The sequence below is a fragment of the Allobosea sp. GW821-FHT09G06 genome, from assembly GCF_059416005.1.
In genome coordinates, this window is record NZ_JBWKOI010000006.1 from 73,259 (window position 1) to 90,606 (window position 17,348).

The 17,348-nt window shown below is 67.9% G+C and carries 15 protein-coding genes; 8 read left to right on the forward strand and 7 right to left on the reverse strand.

Features of this window, described 5'->3' with window-relative positions:
* The first annotated feature begins 14 nt into the window (after positions 1-14).
* The 4 genes from AC07NY_RS23425 (at position 15) to AC07NY_RS23440 (ending at position 5,919) form a co-directional block, all read left to right on the forward strand.
* The gene (locus AC07NY_RS23425; protein ID WP_494585811.1) at positions 15-1,769 is read left to right on the forward strand and encodes an ABC transporter ATP-binding protein; all 1,755 of its coding nucleotides are present in this window, start codon (positions 15-17) and stop codon (positions 1,767-1,769) included.
* A gap of 191 nt (positions 1,770-1,960) precedes the next feature.
* Positions 1,961-3,511: an ankyrin repeat domain-containing protein gene (locus tag AC07NY_RS23430; protein WP_494585812.1), complete on the forward strand. Its 1,551-nt coding sequence runs from the start codon at positions 1,961-1,963 to the stop codon at positions 3,509-3,511.
* A gap of 157 nt (positions 3,512-3,668) precedes the next feature.
* The gene (locus AC07NY_RS23435; RefSeq protein WP_494585813.1) at positions 3,669-4,601 is read left to right on the forward strand and encodes an acetamidase/formamidase family protein; all 933 of its coding nucleotides are present in this window, start codon (positions 3,669-3,671) and stop codon (positions 4,599-4,601) included.
* 43 nt (positions 4,602-4,644) lie between these two features.
* The gene (locus tag AC07NY_RS23440) at positions 4,645-5,919 is read left to right on the forward strand and encodes a M20/M25/M40 family metallo-hydrolase (protein WP_494585814.1); all 1,275 of its coding nucleotides are present in this window, start codon (positions 4,645-4,647) and stop codon (positions 5,917-5,919) included.
* A gap of 3 nt (positions 5,920-5,922) precedes the next feature.
* Here the strand turns inward: AC07NY_RS23440 and AC07NY_RS23445 are convergent, their stop codons facing one another.
* The 5 genes from AC07NY_RS23445 to AC07NY_RS23465 all read right to left on the reverse strand — a co-directional run bounded on the left by AC07NY_RS23445 (position 5,923) and on the right by AC07NY_RS23465 (position 11,100).
* Positions 5,923-6,975 (reverse strand): aldo/keto reductase, encoded by a 1,053-nt coding sequence (locus AC07NY_RS23445; RefSeq protein WP_494585815.1) that lies wholly within the window; start codon positions 6,973-6,975, stop codon positions 5,923-5,925.
* Between the two features lie 71 nt (positions 6,976-7,046).
* Entirely contained in the window at positions 7,047-7,862 is an 816-nt protein-coding gene (locus AC07NY_RS23450) for an ABC transporter permease (protein ID WP_492286799.1), read from the reverse strand.
* Positions 7,859-8,689 carry an ABC transporter permease gene (locus tag AC07NY_RS23455; protein ID WP_494585898.1) on the reverse strand — a complete coding sequence of 277 codons (831 nt, stop codon included), beginning with the start codon at positions 8,687-8,689 and terminating at the stop codon, positions 7,859-7,861. Before AC07NY_RS23455 ends, AC07NY_RS23450 begins: the two co-directional genes overlap by 4 nt.
* Before the next feature lie 149 nt (positions 8,690-8,838).
* A complete protein-coding gene (locus AC07NY_RS23460) occupies positions 8,839-9,969 on the reverse strand; it encodes an ABC transporter substrate-binding protein (protein ID WP_492286800.1) in 1,131 nt (376 codons plus the stop codon).
* A gap of 15 nt (positions 9,970-9,984) precedes the next feature.
* Positions 9,985-11,100: an ABC transporter ATP-binding protein gene (locus AC07NY_RS23465; RefSeq protein ID WP_494585816.1), complete on the reverse strand. Its 1,116-nt coding sequence runs from the start codon at positions 11,098-11,100 to the stop codon at positions 9,985-9,987.
* A gap of 123 nt (positions 11,101-11,223) precedes the next feature.
* Here AC07NY_RS23465 and AC07NY_RS23470 point away from each other — a divergent pair, with 123 nt between their 5' ends.
* Positions 11,224-11,739: a haloacid dehalogenase gene (locus AC07NY_RS23470; RefSeq protein ID WP_494585817.1), complete on the forward strand. Its 516-nt coding sequence runs from the start codon at positions 11,224-11,226 to the stop codon at positions 11,737-11,739.
* Positions 11,740-11,748: 9 nt separating this feature from the next.
* Here the strand turns inward: AC07NY_RS23470 and AC07NY_RS23475 are convergent, their stop codons facing one another.
* Positions 11,749-13,560, reverse strand: coding sequence for a chloride channel protein (locus AC07NY_RS23475; RefSeq protein ID WP_494585818.1), 1,812 nt, complete (start codon positions 13,558-13,560; stop codon positions 11,749-11,751).
* A gap of 94 nt (positions 13,561-13,654) precedes the next feature.
* Positions 13,655-14,134 carry an Lrp/AsnC family transcriptional regulator gene (locus AC07NY_RS23480; RefSeq protein ID WP_494585819.1) on the reverse strand — a complete coding sequence of 160 codons (480 nt, stop codon included), beginning with the start codon at positions 14,132-14,134 and terminating at the stop codon, positions 13,655-13,657.
* Positions 14,135-14,238: 104 nt separating this feature from the next.
* Here AC07NY_RS23480 and AC07NY_RS23485 point away from each other — a divergent pair, with 104 nt between their 5' ends.
* The 3 genes from AC07NY_RS23485 (at position 14,239) to AC07NY_RS23495 (ending at position 17,347) form a co-directional block, all read left to right on the forward strand.
* Positions 14,239-15,423 (forward strand): diaminopropionate ammonia-lyase, encoded by a 1,185-nt coding sequence (locus tag AC07NY_RS23485; protein WP_494585820.1) that lies wholly within the window; start codon positions 14,239-14,241, stop codon positions 15,421-15,423.
* On the forward strand, positions 15,420-16,088 hold the full coding sequence (locus AC07NY_RS23490) for a glutathione S-transferase family protein (RefSeq protein WP_494585821.1): 669 nt from the start codon (positions 15,420-15,422) through the stop codon (positions 16,086-16,088). Before AC07NY_RS23485 ends, AC07NY_RS23490 begins: the two co-directional genes overlap by 4 nt.
* Positions 16,089-16,150: 62 nt before the next feature.
* Complete coding sequence (locus tag AC07NY_RS23495) at positions 16,151-17,347, forward strand: multidrug effflux MFS transporter (protein ID WP_494585822.1); 1,197 nt, start codon at positions 16,151-16,153, stop codon at positions 17,345-17,347.
* Position 17,348 lies beyond the last annotated feature (1 nt).

Below are 17,348 nucleotides of genomic sequence, written 5' to 3' on the forward strand. Positions count from 1 at the left end.
CCGCGGAGACCGACATGGACCTGATCAAGCGGTTCGCCGCCTATTACCGGCCGCATCGCGGCCTCTTCCTGCTGGATTTCTGCAGCGCGGTCGCGGCCGGCCTGCTCGAACTCGCCTTCCCCGTCGCGGTGACGCTGTTCATCGACCGATTGCTGCCGACCGGCGAGCTCGGGATGATCGGGCTCGCGGCCGCCGGCCTCTTCGTCGCCTATCTGATTAGCGCGGGCCTGCAGGTCATCGTGACCTATTGGGGCCATATGCTCGGTATCGGCATCGAGACCGAGATGCGCGCAAAAGCCTTCGACCATCTCCAGAAGCTCTCCTTCGGCTTCTTCGACAACCAGAAGACCGGCCATCTCGTGGCGCGCCTGACCAAGGACCTCGAGGAGATCGGCGAGGTCGCCCATCACGGCCCGGAGGACCTGTTCATCGCGGTCATGACCCTGATCGGCGCCTTCATGCTGATGCTCTGGGTCCATCCGCAGCTTGCGATCATCACCGCGCTGGTCGTGCCGCTCACCGCCTTCGTCACCATCCGCTACGGCAGCCGCATGACCACCAACTGGCATGCGCTCTATGGCCGGGTCGGCGATTTCAATGCCCGGATCGAGGAGAATGTCGGCGGCATCCGCGTCGTCCAGGCCTTCGCCAACGAGGATCACGAGCGCCGGCTCTTCGCCGAGAGCAACCGGCATTACCGCGACACCAAGCTCGCCGCCTACAAGCTGATGGCCGCCTCGACCTCGCTGTCCTATCTGTCGATGCGCTTCGTGCAGGTCGTCGTGATGCTGGCCGGCGGCTGGTTCGTCGTGCGTGGCGAATTGTCGGCCGGCGGCTTCGTCGGCTTCCTGCTGCTGGTCGGTGTCTTCTTCCGGCCTGTCGACAAGATCAACGCCGTGATCGAGAGCTACCCGAAGGGCATCGCCGGCTTCCAGCGCTATCTCGCCTTCCTGGCGACGCGCCCCGATGTGGCCGACCGGCCCGGCGCCCGCGAGGTAGAGCGCCTGCGCGGCGACATCGCCTATCGCGACATGCATTTCGGCTACAGCGCGGGCCGGCCGATCTTCGACGGGCTGAACCTGGAGATCAGCGCGGGCGAGACGATCGCCTTCGTCGGCCCCTCCGGCGCCGGCAAGACGACGATCTGTTCGCTGCTGCCGCGCTTCTACGAGGTCACCGGCGGCGCGATCACCATCGACGGCATCGATATCCGCGACATGACGCTGAGATCACTGCGCTCCAATATCGGCATCGTGCAGCAGGACGTGTTCCTGTTCGCCGGCACGATCCGCGACAACATCGCCTATGGCCGCCTCGGCGCAACCGAAGACGAGATCGTCGAGGCGGCACGGCAGGCCAGGCTCGACGCCGTCATCGCCGCCCTGCCCGATGGGCTCGACACGGTGATCGGCGAGCGCGGTGTGAAGCTCTCCGGTGGTCAGAAGCAGCGCCTCGCCATCGCCCGCATCTTCCTGAAGAACCCACCGATCCTGATCCTCGACGAGGCGACCTCGGCGCTCGACACCGAGACCGAGAAGGCGATCCAGCTCTCGCTGGCGGAACTGTCGCGCGGGCGCACGACGCTCGTCATCGCGCACAGGCTCGCGACCATCGCCAATGCCGACCGGATCGTGGTCGTCGAGAATGGCGATGTCGTCGAGCAGGGCAGCCATGTCCAATTGCTGGCCCGGCAGGGCGGGCGCTATCGCAGCCTCCATGCGGCGCAGTCCGGCCTGACCGGGGCGGCTTCTGGCAACGCCGTCGCCTGAGCGGGCGACGGCAGCGGAATCGCTTCAAGGGGCTTGAGCGCGGAGGCGACAGGCTTTATCCAAGGTGCAGGCGGAACGAGACGCCTCCGGACCCGCGGAAAAGGTCTAACCTGCTCGCTTAACGACTGATTGTCCTGTCTGCCCTCCGTGCAGCCGATTGCGGGTTCTCGGCCTGATGCACAGGAGGATTCATGTCCAGACTTCCCGCATCCCCCGATCTCGACCATCTGCGCAAGCAGGCCAAGCGGCTCCTGCGCGCCTTCCGCGCCGGTGACGGCGAGGCGATAGCCCGCTTCCGGAGCAGCCTGCCGGCTGCGCAGGACCGCCCCACAGCCCTCGTCGCCGCCCAGCCCTATCGCTTGCACGACGCCCAGTCCGTGATCGCCCGCGAGCACGGCTTCCGCTCCTGGCTGGAGCTCAAGCGCCATGTCGACTGGTGCCGCAGCTCCGAGGCCGAACGGCGCACGCGCTGGCTCGAACTCGTGTTCTCGGAACGGGCGCGCGAGCGGGCGCTCTCGCGGCGCATGCTGGAGGCGGAACCGGGGCTCGCCCTCGGCGCCCCCTGGCTCGCCTGCCTGACCGGCGATACCGGCAGGCTGGAAGCCGCGCTCGACGCCGACGCCGATTTCGCCAACCGGCCGGTCGGGCCCTACACGATGCCGCCGCTCGCCCTCGTCGCTAATTCCCAGTTGATCTGGGAGCCGGCCTTCGCGCCCGGCCTGCTCGCAAGCGCGCGCCTGCTCATCAGCCGCGGCGCCGATGTCAACGGCCGCTGGACCGATCCGCGCTATCCGGGCGATCCGCTCTCGGTGCTCTATTGCGCCGCCGGGCGCACCCATCACCCCGGCATGACACAGCTCCTGCTCGAAGCCGGAGCCGACCCCGACGACAACGAGTCGCTCTATCATGCGATGGAGAGCCCCGATCCGACCTGCGCGCGCCTGCTGCTCGACGCCGGTGCGAAGGTCGCCGGGACGAACGCGATCGGGCGCGCGCTCGACTACGACCGGATCGACGTCTTGCAACTGCTGCTCACGCACGGCTCCGACAGCGAAAAAGAGCATTGGCTCCATCATGCGATCCGGCGCGGACGGTCGAAGGCGCATATCGCGGCGCTGATCGCGGCCGGCGTCGACGACGGAAACGCCGACCGGCGCGGCCGCAGCGCCCACAAGCTCGCCCGTCTTTTCGGGCGGGACGATATCGCCGAGCTGCTGGCGCAGGCCGGAGCCGAAGAGCCGCTGTCGACGGCGGAAGCTTTCGTCGCGGCCTGCAGCCGAGCGGATGAGGCCGCCGCGCGCGCCTTCCTGCTGGACGATCCCGGCCTGATCGCCGGATTGGACGAGAGCCTGCTGACGATCATGCCGCAGCTCGCCGCCATCGGCCGGACGGAAGCCGTGCGAACGATGCTCGCGCTCGGCTGGCCCCGCGAGGTCAAGACGGCCTGGCAGGCGACGGCGCTCAACCTCGCCATCTTCGCCGGCGACGCCGTCATGACACGCCTGCTGCTCGAACACGGGGCCGACTGGCAGACGCGCCATGGCTATGGCGACAATGCGCTGGGCACGCTGTCCTTCGCGTCGCAGGCTGACGATCTCGGCGAGCCCGCGCCGGGCGACCATGCCGGCTGCGCGCGGGCCCTGCTCGACCACGGCGTCCCGCTGGAGCGGTTCAAGCCTTACGGCTTCTCCGACGATGTTCAGGACCTGCTGGATGGGGAGGCGGCGGAAGACGAGGCATAGCCGCGACCTCCTGCCTGACCTAGAGTGGGGGCGCCCTGCAGCGGCCGGTCGCCGCGCATGCAGGGCGCCCCCTCGCCTGCGAGTGCTTCTCAAGCCGTGAGCTTGCTCCTACGGTCGCCGTCCGACACCGACGCGAACCCGGCTCAGGAAGGCTTCCATGGCGCGCCACAATTTCGTTCCGACCCGCTATTCGAACGTGCTCGCCACCTTGCCGCCGGTGCTGGAGATCGCCAGCGGCGACAGCGTCGTCACCACCACGCTCGATGCGGCCGGTTTCGGCGGCGATGGTGCGCAGCATGCCCCGCGCGGCAACCCGATGACCGGCCCGTTCTTCGTCACCGGCGCCGAGCCCGGCGACGCATTGCTGGTCACGATCGAGCGGATGACGCCGAACCGGAAGACCGGCTGGACCTACTCGCCCCTGGCGCCCGGCGTGCTCGATCCTTCGGTCCTGGCCGACCTGCCGAAGCGCGAACGCCATGAATGGGCAATCGATGCGCAGGCCGGCACAGTGAAGCTGCTGGAGCCTTCCGCTCGCATCAAGGACTGGAGCTTCCCGCTCGCGCCGATGATGGGCTGCTTCGGCGTCGCACCCGAGCGCGGCCAGGCGATCTCGACCGCGACCAGCGGCGCCAATGGCGGCAATATGGACTACCGGCTGTTCGGCCCGGGCGCGACCATCGCCTTCCCGGTCTTCGTCGACGGCGCATTGTTCTTCCTCGGCGACGGCCATGCCTGCCAGGGCGATGGCGAGATTGCCGGCACCGGCGTCGAGACCTCGTTCGAGGTCGAATTCACCGTGAAGCTCCTCAAGAAGCAGAGCCTGCGCTGGCCGCGCTGCGAGACCGAGACCGACCTGCTGGTGATCGCGAGCGGGCGTCCGCTCGACCAGCCCCTGCAATTCGCCACGACGGAACTGCTGCGCTGGGTCGGCGAAGACCTGGGTGTCGACCCGATCGAGGCGAGCCACCTGCTCGGGCAGGCGGTGCGCTACGACATCGCCAATGTCTTCAACCCCGCCTATTGCGTCGCCGCGCGGCTGGAGAAGACCGAGCTGACGCGCGCGATGTCATTCCGCACCCGCGGCTGAGCGCCGTTCATCCCCTTCGAAACGCCGACCAAGAAGACCGACCATGTCCACGGATAAAGCCGCCCTGAAAGCCGAGCTGCTTCAGGCGATTGATCAGCGCCGCGACGAGATCGTCGAGCTGCTGCGCCGCTTCCTACGCATCAGGAGCGTCAATCCGCCGGGCGATACGCGCGAGGCCGCGGCCTTCGTGCGCGAATTGCTCGATGCGGCGGGCGTATCGCATCGCACCGAGGCCTTCGTGCCGGAGATGCCGAACATCATCAGCCGCTGGGAGGCCGGCAAGCCCGGCCGCCACCTCATGCTCAACGGCCATATGGATATCTTCCCGGTCACCAACGAGAAGCTCTGGGACGCCGAGATCGTCGACGGCAGGATCATGGGCCGCGGCGCTTCCGACATGAAGACCGGGACGCTGGCCTCGATCCTCGCCTTCTGCCAGCTCTATCCGCATCGCGAGAAGCTTCATGGCGCGCTGTCGCTGACGGTGGTCTCGGACGAGCAGTCCGGCGGGCGCTACGGCACCAAGTTCCTGTTCGATGCGTTCGGCGAGGAGATGGAGGCCGATTGCTGCCTCAATGGCGAGCCGAGCGGCCTCGCCAACCTGCGCTTCACCGAGAAGGGCACCTTGCGCTTCTCGCTCTCGGCCAAGAGCATCGGCGGCCATGGCGGCTATGCCCACCGCGCGCGCAACCCGATCGCGGATGTGAGCCGGCTCGTGACCGCGATCTATGACCGCTACCATCTCAAGCTCGCGGAGCTGCCGCCCGAGATCGACGCGGTATTGACCTCGCCCGAGACGATCGCGGCGGCCGACCTCAACCTCGGCAAGGGCGCGGGCGATGTCGCAAGGCGCATCACTGTCAATGTCGGCATCCTGCAGGGCGGGCAGAAGGCGACGCAGATCCCGACGCATTGCATCGCCCATCTGGACATGCGCATCCCGATCGGCTCCGACCGCGACGCGATCCGCGCCGATCTCGAAGCGCTCGCCCGCGAGGCCGGTTGCGAGATGGTCGTCAACGAGGACCACAGCTACCCGGCGAGCCTGACCGATCCTTTCAGCGAGATGGCCAATATCCTGCGCGGCAATATCCGCGAGCTGCTCGGCCATGACGCACCGCCGGTGTCGAGCCTCGGTGGCACCGATACGCGCTACTGGCGCTGGCGTGGCGTTCCCGCGCTGATCTGCGGGCCATCGCCGATCAGCATGGGCACCGACGAGGAGCATGTCACCATCGACGAGGCGATCGCGGTGATGAAGCTGCATGTCGCCTGTGCGGTGGATTATCTCGGCTCGACCGGTCCGGCGGCCCAGTAAGGCTCAGGCCTCGGGGACCGGCGCCGCTTCGGCGAGCAGTCCCTCGCGCTTGAGATCAGGCCAGAGCGCGGCCGGAACCGGCCGCGCGACGAGGTCGAGATTGCGCGAGACCTCCTGTGGCGTCACCGCGCCGAGCACGATCGTCGCGACCGCCGGATGGGCGGCACAGAAGGCAAGCGCCGCTTGCGGTAAGGCGACGCCATGGCTGGCGCAAACCGCCTCGATCCGGGCGACGCGGGCCAGCACCTCGGGCGGGGCCGGTTTGTAGTTGTAGAAGGCACCGGGCTTGGCCCCAGTGGCGAGAATGCCGGAGTTGAAGACGCCGGCGAGCATGACCGCGATCTTCTTCTCCAGCGCGAGCGGCAGGAACTCCGTCAGCGCGCCCTGCTCCAGCAGCGAGTAGCGACCGGCCAGCATCATCACGTCGAAATCGCCCGCACGGGCGAAGCGGATGCACATCTCGGCTTCGTTGACGCCGACGCCGATCGCCTTGACCGCGCCGGATGCGCGCAGCTTTTCCAGCGCGCGATAGGCGCCGTCCATGGCCTCGGAGAAGCGCTGCTCCATCCGCTCGCCATGGGTCCAGACATCGACATCGTGGATCAGCAGGATGTCGATATGGTCGGTGCCGAGCCGGAGCAGCGACTGCTCGAACGAACGCATCGCTCCGTCATAGGAGTAGTCGATCACCGCCGGATGCGGCAGGCCGCCGGCATAGCCCGAGCCGTCACGCTTCGGCTCGCCGACCCGCATCCAGCGTCCGACCTTGGTGGAGATGATGACGCTGTCGCGTGGCACGCTGCGCAAGGCGGCGCCGATGCGATGCTCGGAGAGGCCGTGGCCATAGAGCGGCGAGGTATCGACAAGGTTGATGCCGGCCGCGAGCGCGGCGCGAACCGTGTCCTGCGCGGTCACCTCGTCGAGATGCCCATAGAGATCGCCGAGCGGCGCGCCGCCGAAGCCGATCAGGCTGGGGACAAGCCCCGCGAAGGGGCGGCCACGCGGAACGGGACCCGGGTTCACCCCGGATCGGGGGAGTTCAGCAGCGTTCGTCATCGCGCGTCCGCAAGGCAGGAGGGAGCGGCAGAGTTGCGGATCGCCCGAGGACGCGCAAGCCCGCCCTCGCCTCAGGCCCCGACCTTGGCGAGCACATCGGCCCGCAGGAAGCGCTCGATGAACAGCATGAACAGCACGGAGGGCACGAGCAGGATCAGCGCCGTGATCGAGGCGACCTGGTAGTTGCCGCCCATCGCCGCGTTGTAGAGCAGGAGCGGCAGTGTCGTGACCTGCGGCACGCCGACGAAGAAGGTGCCGGTGAACTCGTCGAGCGATTCCAGGAAGACGAAGATGCCGCTGGCGATGATGCCGGGCGCGGCCAAGGGCAGCGTCACCGTGAAGAAGGTCTTGAGCGGCGAGGCCCCGATATTGCGCGCCGCGAGCTCCAGGTCCTTGTCGACGGCGGCGAAGGCAGCCGCCGCGATCCAGACGGAGTAGACGAGGCCATGCGCGGCATGGACGAGGACGACGGCGAAGACCGTACCGTTGATGCCGATATTGTAGAAGACGCGGGCGACATTGATGTAGATCGCGACCGACGGGAAAGCCTGCGGCAGCAGGAAGAGCACCATGAAGAACGCGCGCGCCGGCAACTTGAGCCGCGCCAGTGCGTAGCCGGCGGGAATCGAGAGCGCGAGGGCGACGAGAACCGTCAGCACCGCGATCCAGACCGAGGTCGCGAGCGAGGCCATGGCGTCGCCGGTCGGGCGGAAGACCTGCTCCCAGTAGCGCGTGCCGTAGACGACCGGCAGCTTGTAGGGCGTGTACCAGCGCTCGGCGACGGACCAGAGCGCGAGGTTGACCAGCGGGCCGATCAGGAAGAAGGCGAAGGCCGCAAGCGCAAAGGCCGCAAGGACCATGCGCAGGCCGGAGGCGACCCGGATCATGGCGTGCCCTCCTTCGCCATGCCGCGCTTGAGGTAGATGATCGCCGCGCCGGCCGAGATCAGATAGGTGATGACGCCGAGCGCATTGGCCGTGGCGTAGTCGCCATAGGCGTTGATGCGGAAGGCCATGTCGACGGTCAGCATGGTCGGCTGCGAGCCCGCCACCATCATCGGCACCGAGAGCACCGAGAGCATCGTCACGAAGGAGAGGACGAGCGCGACGAGGAGCTGCGGCATAACCTGCGGCAGGGCAAGCTCGACGAGGACGCGCATCCGCGACGCCCCGAGATTGCGGCCGGCCTCAAGCGTGGCGCGATCGAGCGCGGCGAGCGCGCCGGCCAGCAGCAGCGCGACGAAGGGCGTCTGCTTCCAGACGAAGGTCGCGATGATGCCGCGCCAGTCGAGGAAGCTCACCGCCTGCAATGGCTCCATCAGGCCCATCGAGACGAAGGTGTTGTTCATCAGCCCGTTCTTGGCGAGGAAGGTGCGCATGCACTGCGCCGCGACGATGAAGGGGATGAAGAGCGGCCAGCGATAGAGCGCCTTCAGCGTGCCGACGATGTAGCGGTTCTCGCCGAGCGTCAGCGTGCCGGCGATGATGATGGCGGCGAGCCCGGTGAAGAAGCAGGAGGCGAGCACGATGACGACGGTGAAGACGACGTCGCCGGAATAGAGCTCCCAGGCCTTGCCGAAGGCCTGCAGCGAGAAGCCGCCCTGCGGGCCGGTGAAGGCCGAGATCAGCGAGAAGCAGAGCGGGTAGAGGAACAGTGCCGCGACGAGCGCGAGGCCGGGCGCGATCAGCAGCAATGCGAGGTTGCGTTGGGACAGGGACATTCTCGGTTCCGGCTAACCAATCACGACAGGCGGGGAAGGCCGTCATCCTCGGGCTTGACCCGAGGATCTCATGACCAGCTCGCACTGGTCGAAGAGATGGTCGGGTCAAGCCCGACCATGACGACCCTGGCCCAGGGCGAACCTCAGTTCGCGACCTTCTTCTCGTAGCCCTCAAGGATGTCGTTGAAGTAGGGCGCGATCGGGAAGGGCTTGCCGTTCTTGGCGAGCTCGGCCGGCGTGACGTCGGTGAAGAGCTTGTCCCAGGCGGCCTTGTCGAGCTTGCCTTCGAGATTCTTGGCGTCGATGCCCGGATACCAGTTGAACTTCTTGACGATGCCGTCGGCCTGCACCTGCGGCGAGGTCGCGAGCGCGATGAAGGCCTCGGCCAGCTTCTTCTGGGCCGATTTCTCCGGCACGGCGTAGTACATCGGCTGGCCGGGCATGCCGGGCGAGACGAGCTTCAGCTTCATGTTCGGCGGCAGCTTGCCGTCGGCCTGCCAGGAATAGAACATGTCGACCCAGACCGGGCCGATCGCGATCTCGCCGCGGTTCAGCATGTCGAGCGTGCCGGCATTGCCGGGGGTGATCACGGCGTTCTTGTTGAACTCCTTCAGGTCGGCGAAGGCCTTGTCCCAGCTGGTCTTGGTGGCCGCGTCATAGGGGCCCTTGATCAGCTTGTCGGCGTCGCCGCCGAAGGCATAGACCCAGCCGGCGACGAAGGAGACGCCGGACATGCCGCCCTTGATGCCGTTATAGCCGAACTGCTTGGGGTTCTTCTTGGCCCAGTCAGCCAGCTCGGCGAAGGTCGCCGGCGGCGCCTTGACCATGTCGGCATTGTAGGCGAGCGCGGTCTGCGACTGGAACATCGGGATGACGAAGCCGCCGACATCGGTGCCGAGCGCGTTCTTCGCGGCATCACCGGTGGCGAGCTTGGCCGTCTCGACATTGCCCGTGTACTTGTTCAGCAGGCCTTCCTTGACCATCTGGCCGGCGGCCTTCTGGTGGATGACGACCACGTCGAAATCGGTGGTGGCGGCGCCCTTCTGGGCGTCGAGCTTCTCGTAGATCTTCTGCGAGCCGGAATCGCCCGGCCCAGTGCCGACCGAGACGACCTTGACGCCCGGATTGGCCTTCTCGAACATCGGCCCGAGATAGTCCTTGACGTAGTCGACCATGTTCTGGTCGCCGGCAGAGGCGACGTTGAGGGTCTGCGCGGATAGCGGCGATGCCACGATCAGCGCGGCGAGCGAGCAGGCAAGCGTGAGGATGCGCATGTGTCTGACTCCTTGTCAGGCGGCGATCCCGGCCTCGGTCGCCGGGAAGATGTGAAGGCGCTGCAGCGGAATGCGCAGTCCAACCTTCGTTCCGAGTTCGTGACGGGCGACATCGTCGACCGTGATCTGGCGGCCGGCGGCCTCGACCTTGTAGCGGTAGATGCCACCGGGATAGGCGCGCGCGGCGATGGTGCCGGGGACGACGAGATCGCCGTCCGCGGTCGCCGCATCATGCGCGTCGAGGCTCGCGACGTCGTCGCGGAAATAGGCGAGCGCCTCGCCGGGCGGCAGGGCTGCCGTCGCAGCGCCTGCGAGCGTGGCACGGGCCGCGCCGGCCACGACAAGAGCCTGCCCCTCGCCCTTGGCGATATTCAGCGGCAGCACGTTCTCGGCACCCATGAAATTGGCGACGAAGGCGCTGGCCGGGCGGTCATAGACCTCCTCGGGCGTGCCGACCTGCGCGACGCGACCGGCCTGCATGATGACCAGCCGGTCGGCCATGGTCATGGCCTCTTCGCGGTCATGGGTGACATGGACGGCGGTGAGGCCGAGCCGCTGCTGGATGGCGCGGATCTCGTGGCGCATCACCATGCGGATCTTGGCGTCGAGATTGGAGAGCGGCTCGTCGAGCAGGAGAATGCCGGGATCGATGGCGAGCGCGCGGCCAAGCGCGACGCGCTGGCGCTGGCCGCCGGAGAGCGCCGTGACCTTGCGGTCCTCATAGCCGGCAAGCCCGAGGAAATTCAGCATCTCGCCGACCTTGGTGGCGATCTCGGCCTTCGACTTGCCGCGCAGCTTGAGGCCGTAGCCGATGTTCTGCAGCACGGTCATATGCGGCCAGAGCGCATAGGACTGGAAGACCATCGCCATGCCGCGCTTTTCCGGCGGCAGGCCGGCGACATCGCGACCGCCGACGACGATCGAACCGTCCTCGACCGGGACGAAACCGGAAAGCGAACGCAGCAGCGTGGTCTTGCCGCAGCCGGACGAGCCGAGAAGCGCGGTGAAGCTGCCGGGCGTGAAGTCCAGATCGATGCCATGCAGCACGCGCGTACCGCCATAGGCGACCTTGAGGCCGCGCACGCCGATGGCCGCGCCGCTACCCGCTCTCGCTTGCGTTTCCGGCTGCAAGGCGCCTACTCCCCCGGTTCTGCTCTTATCGCCTGACAATGGAATATTTCTTCCACAATCGGCTCAGTTGAAATAAACGTTACGCACGGGGCGCAGTCTATGCAAGAGCTTTGTGAAAGGCAGATGACAGTGCGGATTCATTCTCTCTGGCTGATGCCGGCGCCTTCCGACGAAGCGCTGCTGACCGACATCGTCGGCGATCTGTCGGGGCGTTTCGGCACGCCGCTCTTCGCCCCGCATCTGACATTGCAGGGCGACACCGAGACGACGCCCGCCGCGCTGGAGCGCGCGATCACGGCCGCTGCCGAAGAGGTCGAGGCCTTCGCGGAACCCGTCTCCGTCATCGAGGGGAGCGATGCCTATTTCCGCTCGTTCTATGCCCGCTTTGCCGTCTCGCCGGCCTTGGCGACGCTGAAGCAGGGGCTCGACCCCGAGGGCTTCGCCAGCTTCATGCCGCATGTCTCGCTGCTCTACGGGCCGGTCGAGGCTGCCGCGAAGGCTGCGGCGATCGCCGAGATCAATGCCCGCCTCGCCGGCCGCCCTATCCGCTTCGACCGGATCGGCATCGTGACGTCGGGCCAGGATGTGCCGATCGCGGACTGGCGCGTCGTCACGAGCGTCGCGCTGCGTTCGGCCTGAGCCTTCCGGCTATTCCCCGGTCAGCTCGCGATTGCGGCGGCTGACCTCGTCGCTATAGCGTTTGATCGCGTGCGCCTCGCTGAGGATGCCGACGATGCGGCGGCCGTCGCGGTCGGCGACCACGGGCAGAGCCTCGCTCTCGGCCTCCTCGAACAGCTTCAGCGTGTCGCGCACCGTCATGTCGGCGAGCAGCATCCGGTCCGGATTGCGCAGGAGATGGCGCACGGTACGCGGCGCGGGCTCGGCCGCCGCCTCTTCGCCCAGAGCCGGGTCCGGCTCGTAGAGCGCGCCCGGCGGCACCATGCCGGCATAGGCGTCGCCGGGGCCGATCGCGACGAGATAGCTGGTCGAGCCCGGCGGGTATTTCAGCCGCGCCTCGGCGATGGTGGCATCCGCCGCGATCTTCGGCACCTCCAGGCGCATCATGCTGCCGGCGGTGAGATCGCGCATCCAGCCGACATCATGGGCGCCGCGGATGCTCTCGCCGCGCAGGTGGAAGCGCCAGGTCGCGAAGGAGAAGCCGAAGAGGCGGCGTGTCACCAGCGAGGCCGCGCCGGCTGCGCCGACCACGGCCAGCGTCAGTTTGAGATCGCCGGTCATCTCGAGCGCGAGCAGGGTCATCGTCATCGGCCCGCCGACGATCGAGACCGCGAGCGAGCTCATGCCGACCAGCGCGAACAGCGTCTCGTGGCCAGCCAGATTGGGGAAGGCGAGCGTCAGCAGGCCGATGAAAAGGCGCCCGGTCAGCACGCCAAGCAGGAGCGAGGCGAAGAACAGGCCGCCGCGAAAGCCCGAGCCGATCGAGACCGAGGAGGCCAGCGCCTTGGCGACGAGCACCAGCGCGAACAGCCCCAGGCTGGCATCGATGCCGAGATAGAGATTGATCGCGCCATGGCCGGCCGAGAAGACCGAGGGGTTCCAGACCGCGAGCGCGCCGACGAGGAGGCCGCCGAAAGCCGGCCTGAGCCAGGTCGGAATCCGCGAGCGTCGGAAGCCCGCCTCGACAAAGGCGGCAGCGCGCATCACGACGATGCCGACGAGACCGCAGGTGGCGCCCAGCATCACCACCAGAGGCAGGTTCGCCATCGTGATCAGCCCGATCGGCGGAACCTCGACCGCAAGCAGCGAAGGCGCGAGCACGCTATGCGTCACCGTCGCCATGAAGGTCGCGGCCATCACAGGCACGAAGGCGGCGATCGAGTAGCTGCCGAGGATCAGTTCGAAAGCATAGAAGGCGCCGGTCAGCGGCGCATCGAAGGCCGCACCGATGGCGCCACCGGCGGCACATCCGACCATGAGGCGCATATCCGCCCGGCGCAGCCGCAGGCGGCGGCCGATATGCGAGGCGAGCCCGCTCGCGGCCTGCGTATAGCCGGCTTCAAGACCGACCGAAGCGCCTGCGCCGCTGGAGCCCATGGTCTGGAGCGCGACGAAGACGCTGTCGCGAAACGACATGCGCCCGCCATGCAAGGCATTGGCCTCGATCGGGTCGATCGGCTGCTTGCGGCGACGGAAAAACAGCCAGGAGGCGAAGCCGATGGCGAGGCCGCCGAGGACCGGCCCGGCGATCGCCCGCCAGGCCGGAATCGTGGTGGTGATCGAGAGCCGCTGGCTAGGCGCGAGACCGAAGATCAGCTCGTGCAGGAGCTGGGTGGTGAAGGACATCGCCAGCACGATCAGCCCGGCGAGCACGCCGACTAGGGCGGCCAGCACCACGATGCCGATCTCGCTGGAGCGGACAAACGCGCGCCAGCCTTGCGGGGCGTCGCCCTCTCCGGCCGGCATGTCCGAGGCTTTCACGGTGATCACGGCAAGGCCCATCAGGCTCGTTCGTCACGTCCGCCCGCGGTCGCATATCGAAGCGGCCGGAACAAGACGACCCGGCGATAGCCGCCCTGCTCTCGTCGCGGGGCAACTAGGAGATGGGGACTGTGAGCCCCGTCTTGACCCGGTCCATCGCGACGAAAGAGCGGAACTTGCGGATATTGGAGTTGGCGAAGAAGAGCCGCCGCGTCAGCGCCTCATAGGCCGCCATGCTCGGCACCAGCACGACCAGCATGAAATCGACCTCGCCGGTGACGTAATAGCATTGCTGAACCTCCGGCGCCGCCAGGAAGGCGCTCTTGGCGGCGTCGATATCGGGCGCGGTCTCGCTGACCAGCTCGATCTCGACGAAGAGGGTGATCGGATGACCGAGCGCGGCGGGATCGACCACCGCGACATTGGCCCGGATCACGCCATTCGCCTCCATCCGGCGGATGCGGCGCTGCACGGCCGGCGCCGACAGGTTGACGCGCTCGCCGATCACTCGCTGCGGCGTGGTGTTGTCCTGCTGGAGGATGGCGAGGATCGCCCGGTCGAAAGCATCGAGATCATGAGCGGTCGGCTCGGCCATGCCTCATCCCGTGAAAGAAACTTGCAAGGAGCAAAGCCAAATCCAGCGCCTTTTTCGCCTTCGATGCAATATCCATTCAGACAACTCAGCCAGACGAGGCCGCCATGTTCCTGCTCAACCATCATCCGGATTACCGCACCGCCCTGCACCCGGAGGATATCGAGACGCTTGGGCCGGCCGGAGCCGACGCGATCACAGCGCATCTGGCCGCGCGGCCAAACCATGTGCCGACGCCGCTGCATAGCCTGCCGACGCTGGCCGCCGCGCTCGGGATCGGCGCGCTCTTCATCAAGGACGAGGGCCGACGCCTTGGGCTCGGCAGCTTCAAGGCGCTCGGCGGGGCCTATGCGGTGATCCGGCTGGCGCTGGAAGCCGCTTCCGAGAAACTCGGGCGTCCGCTCGGCGATGCCGACATGAACGACCCCGCCGTCCGCGCGGCGGCGGCCGGCATGACCTTCGCCTGCGCGACCGACGGCAATCATGGGCGCTCGGTGGCACAGGGCGCGCAACTGCTCGGCGCCAAGGCGGTGATCTTCGTGCATGGCGGCGTCAGCGACGAGCGCGTCGCCGCCATCGCCCGCTTCGGCGCCGAGATGAAGCGGGTTGACGGCACCTATGACGATTCCGTCGTCGAGGCCGCCCGCGTCGCGACCGAGCGCGGCTGGACCATCGTCTCCGACACCTCCTGGGACGGCTATGAGCGCATCCCCGGCCTGGTGATGCAGGGCTATACGGCCATCGCCCGCGAAGGGCTGGCGCAGATGCCGGAGCCGCCGACACATGTCTTCGTGCAGGCCGGCGTCGGCGGCATCGCGGCTGCGCTCGCAGCCCAGATGCAGACCAGCTTCGGCGATGCACGGCCGTTCTTCACGGTGGTGGAGCCGTCGCGCGCGGCCTGCATCTTCGAGGCGGCGAAGCGTGGCAAGCCCGGCAAGATCCCCCATGGCGCGCCGACAGTGATGGCGATGCTCGAATGCTACGATCCCTCGCCGCTGGCACTGCGCGTGCTCTACCGCGCGGCGGATGCCTTCATGACCGCCGAGGATTCCGACGCCGTCGAGGCGATGAACCGCCTCGCCCGGCCGGCCGCGGGCGACCCGGCCATCCTTGCCGGCGAGAGCGGGGCGGCCGGGCTCGCCGGATTGCTCGCGGCCCTGCGCGACCCGCAGGCGCGCGCCGCGCTCAAGCTCGACGGCAACTCGCGCGTCTTCCTCGTCAACACCGAAGGCGCGACCGATCCGGCGCGTTATACCGAACTCGTCGGCCTGAAGCCGGAGGAGGTCGCGTGAGCGCGCAGCCCGGCGAACGCCTGACGCTCCATTCACAGAGTCATTCGCCCTATGCGCGCAAGACCATCGTCTTCGCGCATGAAGCGGGGATCGTGGACCGCCTCGACATCATCGATCAAGAGACGAGCCCGACCAACCGCAACCCGGACGTGTTCGCGGTCAATCCGCTCGGCAAGGTGCCGGTTCTGATCACGCCGGAAGCCGGCGCGATCTTCGATTCGCTGGTGATCTGCGACTATCTCGACGGGCGCCATGCCGGCCGCCGCTTTATCCCGACTGAGGGCAAAGCACGCTGGCAGGCCCTGCGCCTGCATGCGATCGCACAAGGGCTCTGCGATGCCGGCATCGCCTTGCGCTGGGAAACGCTGCGCCGGCCGGAGCATCTGCGCTACCCGCCGCTCCAGGAGGGGCAAGCGGCGAAGCTCGTCGAGAGCTTCGACGTGCTGGAGCGCAGCGAGGCCTTCGACGAACCCGTCCATATCGGCCATATCGGGCTGGCGACCGCGCTCGCCTGGCTGGAGTTCCGCAACCTGCCGGATTTCCGCTCCGGGCGGCCAAGGCTGGCGCACTGGTACGAAGCGTTTTCGGCGCGCGCCTCGATGCGGGCAACCGCCTATCACGGCGAGACGCAGGACCGCCCGGCGGCGCTGGCCATTGCCGGATGACCGGCTGACGTCGTAGCAGGGCCCGACAGCGCGACCCACTCCGGCCGCGCCGGAGGCCCTGCATGACGCTTCGTCCCGATACGCTGGCGATGACCGCCGTCCTCGCCATGCTGACGGCACTCGGGCCCCTTTCGACCGATTTCTACCTGCCCTCCCTACCCGAGATCGCGCGGGTGATGCAGACCGATGTCGCGGGTGCACAGGCGACACTCTCCTCCTTCCTGTTCGGGTTCGCGGCCGGGCAGATCTTCTGGGGGCCGCTCTCGGACCGGCTGGGGCGCAAGCCCGTCCTGCTCGCCGGGCTCGCCCTGTTCGGGCTTGCGACACTGGCCTGCGCCTTCGCGCCCTCGATCGAGGCCCTGACGCTGGCGCGGGCCTTCCAGGCGCTCGGCGCCTCCGGGCCGATCGTGCTCGGCCGCGCCATGGTGCGCGACCTCTATGACGGGGTGCGCGCCGGGCGCGAACTCGCGCGCATGGGCATGATCATGGGGCTGGTCCCGGCGATCGCGCCGGTAATCGGCGGCGTGCTTCAGGTCGCCTTCGGCTGGCGCTCGACCTTCCTCGCCTCACTCGCCTTCGGGCTGGCGCTCGCCATCGTCATCGTCACGGTGATGCCGGAAACGCTGCGGGCGCGCTCGCCGCAGCCGCTTTCCCTCGCCAGCATCTTCCGGGGTTTCGGTACCCTGCTGCATAACCGCGCCTTCCGCGTTTATGTCGCGCTGACGGCACTCGCCTATGCCGGGCTCTTCGCCTTCATCTCGGGCTCGTCCTTCGTGCTGATCGGCGTCTACGGGCTAACGCCGATCGCGTACGGGTTCTCCTTCGGCTTCGGCGTGCTCGGCTACATCTTGGGCACGATCATCGCGCAGCGTCTCGTCGGGCGGCGCGGCATGGACGGGGTCATCGCCATCGGCGTCGCCTGCCTGGCCGGCGGCGGACTTGCGATGCTGGTCGGCGTGCTCACCGGCTTCGGCGGCGCGGCCGGCGTCGTCGTGCCGATGGCGCTTTATGCCTGCGGCGTCGGGCTGACCATGCCGCAGGCCCAGGCGTCGGCGATGATGCCCTTCCCGGACCGGGCGGGCGCGGCCTCCTCCTTCAACGGGCTCTGCCAGATGTTGCTCTCGGCCTGCGTCGGGTTGCTCGTCGGACACCTGCTCAAGAACGCCGCGCTGCCCCTGCCGCTGGTGATGTCGGCGCTGGGCGTGACCGCGCTCGTCCTGTTCCGCGCGACGCGCGGTATCCGGTCGGCGAAGGTTTAGA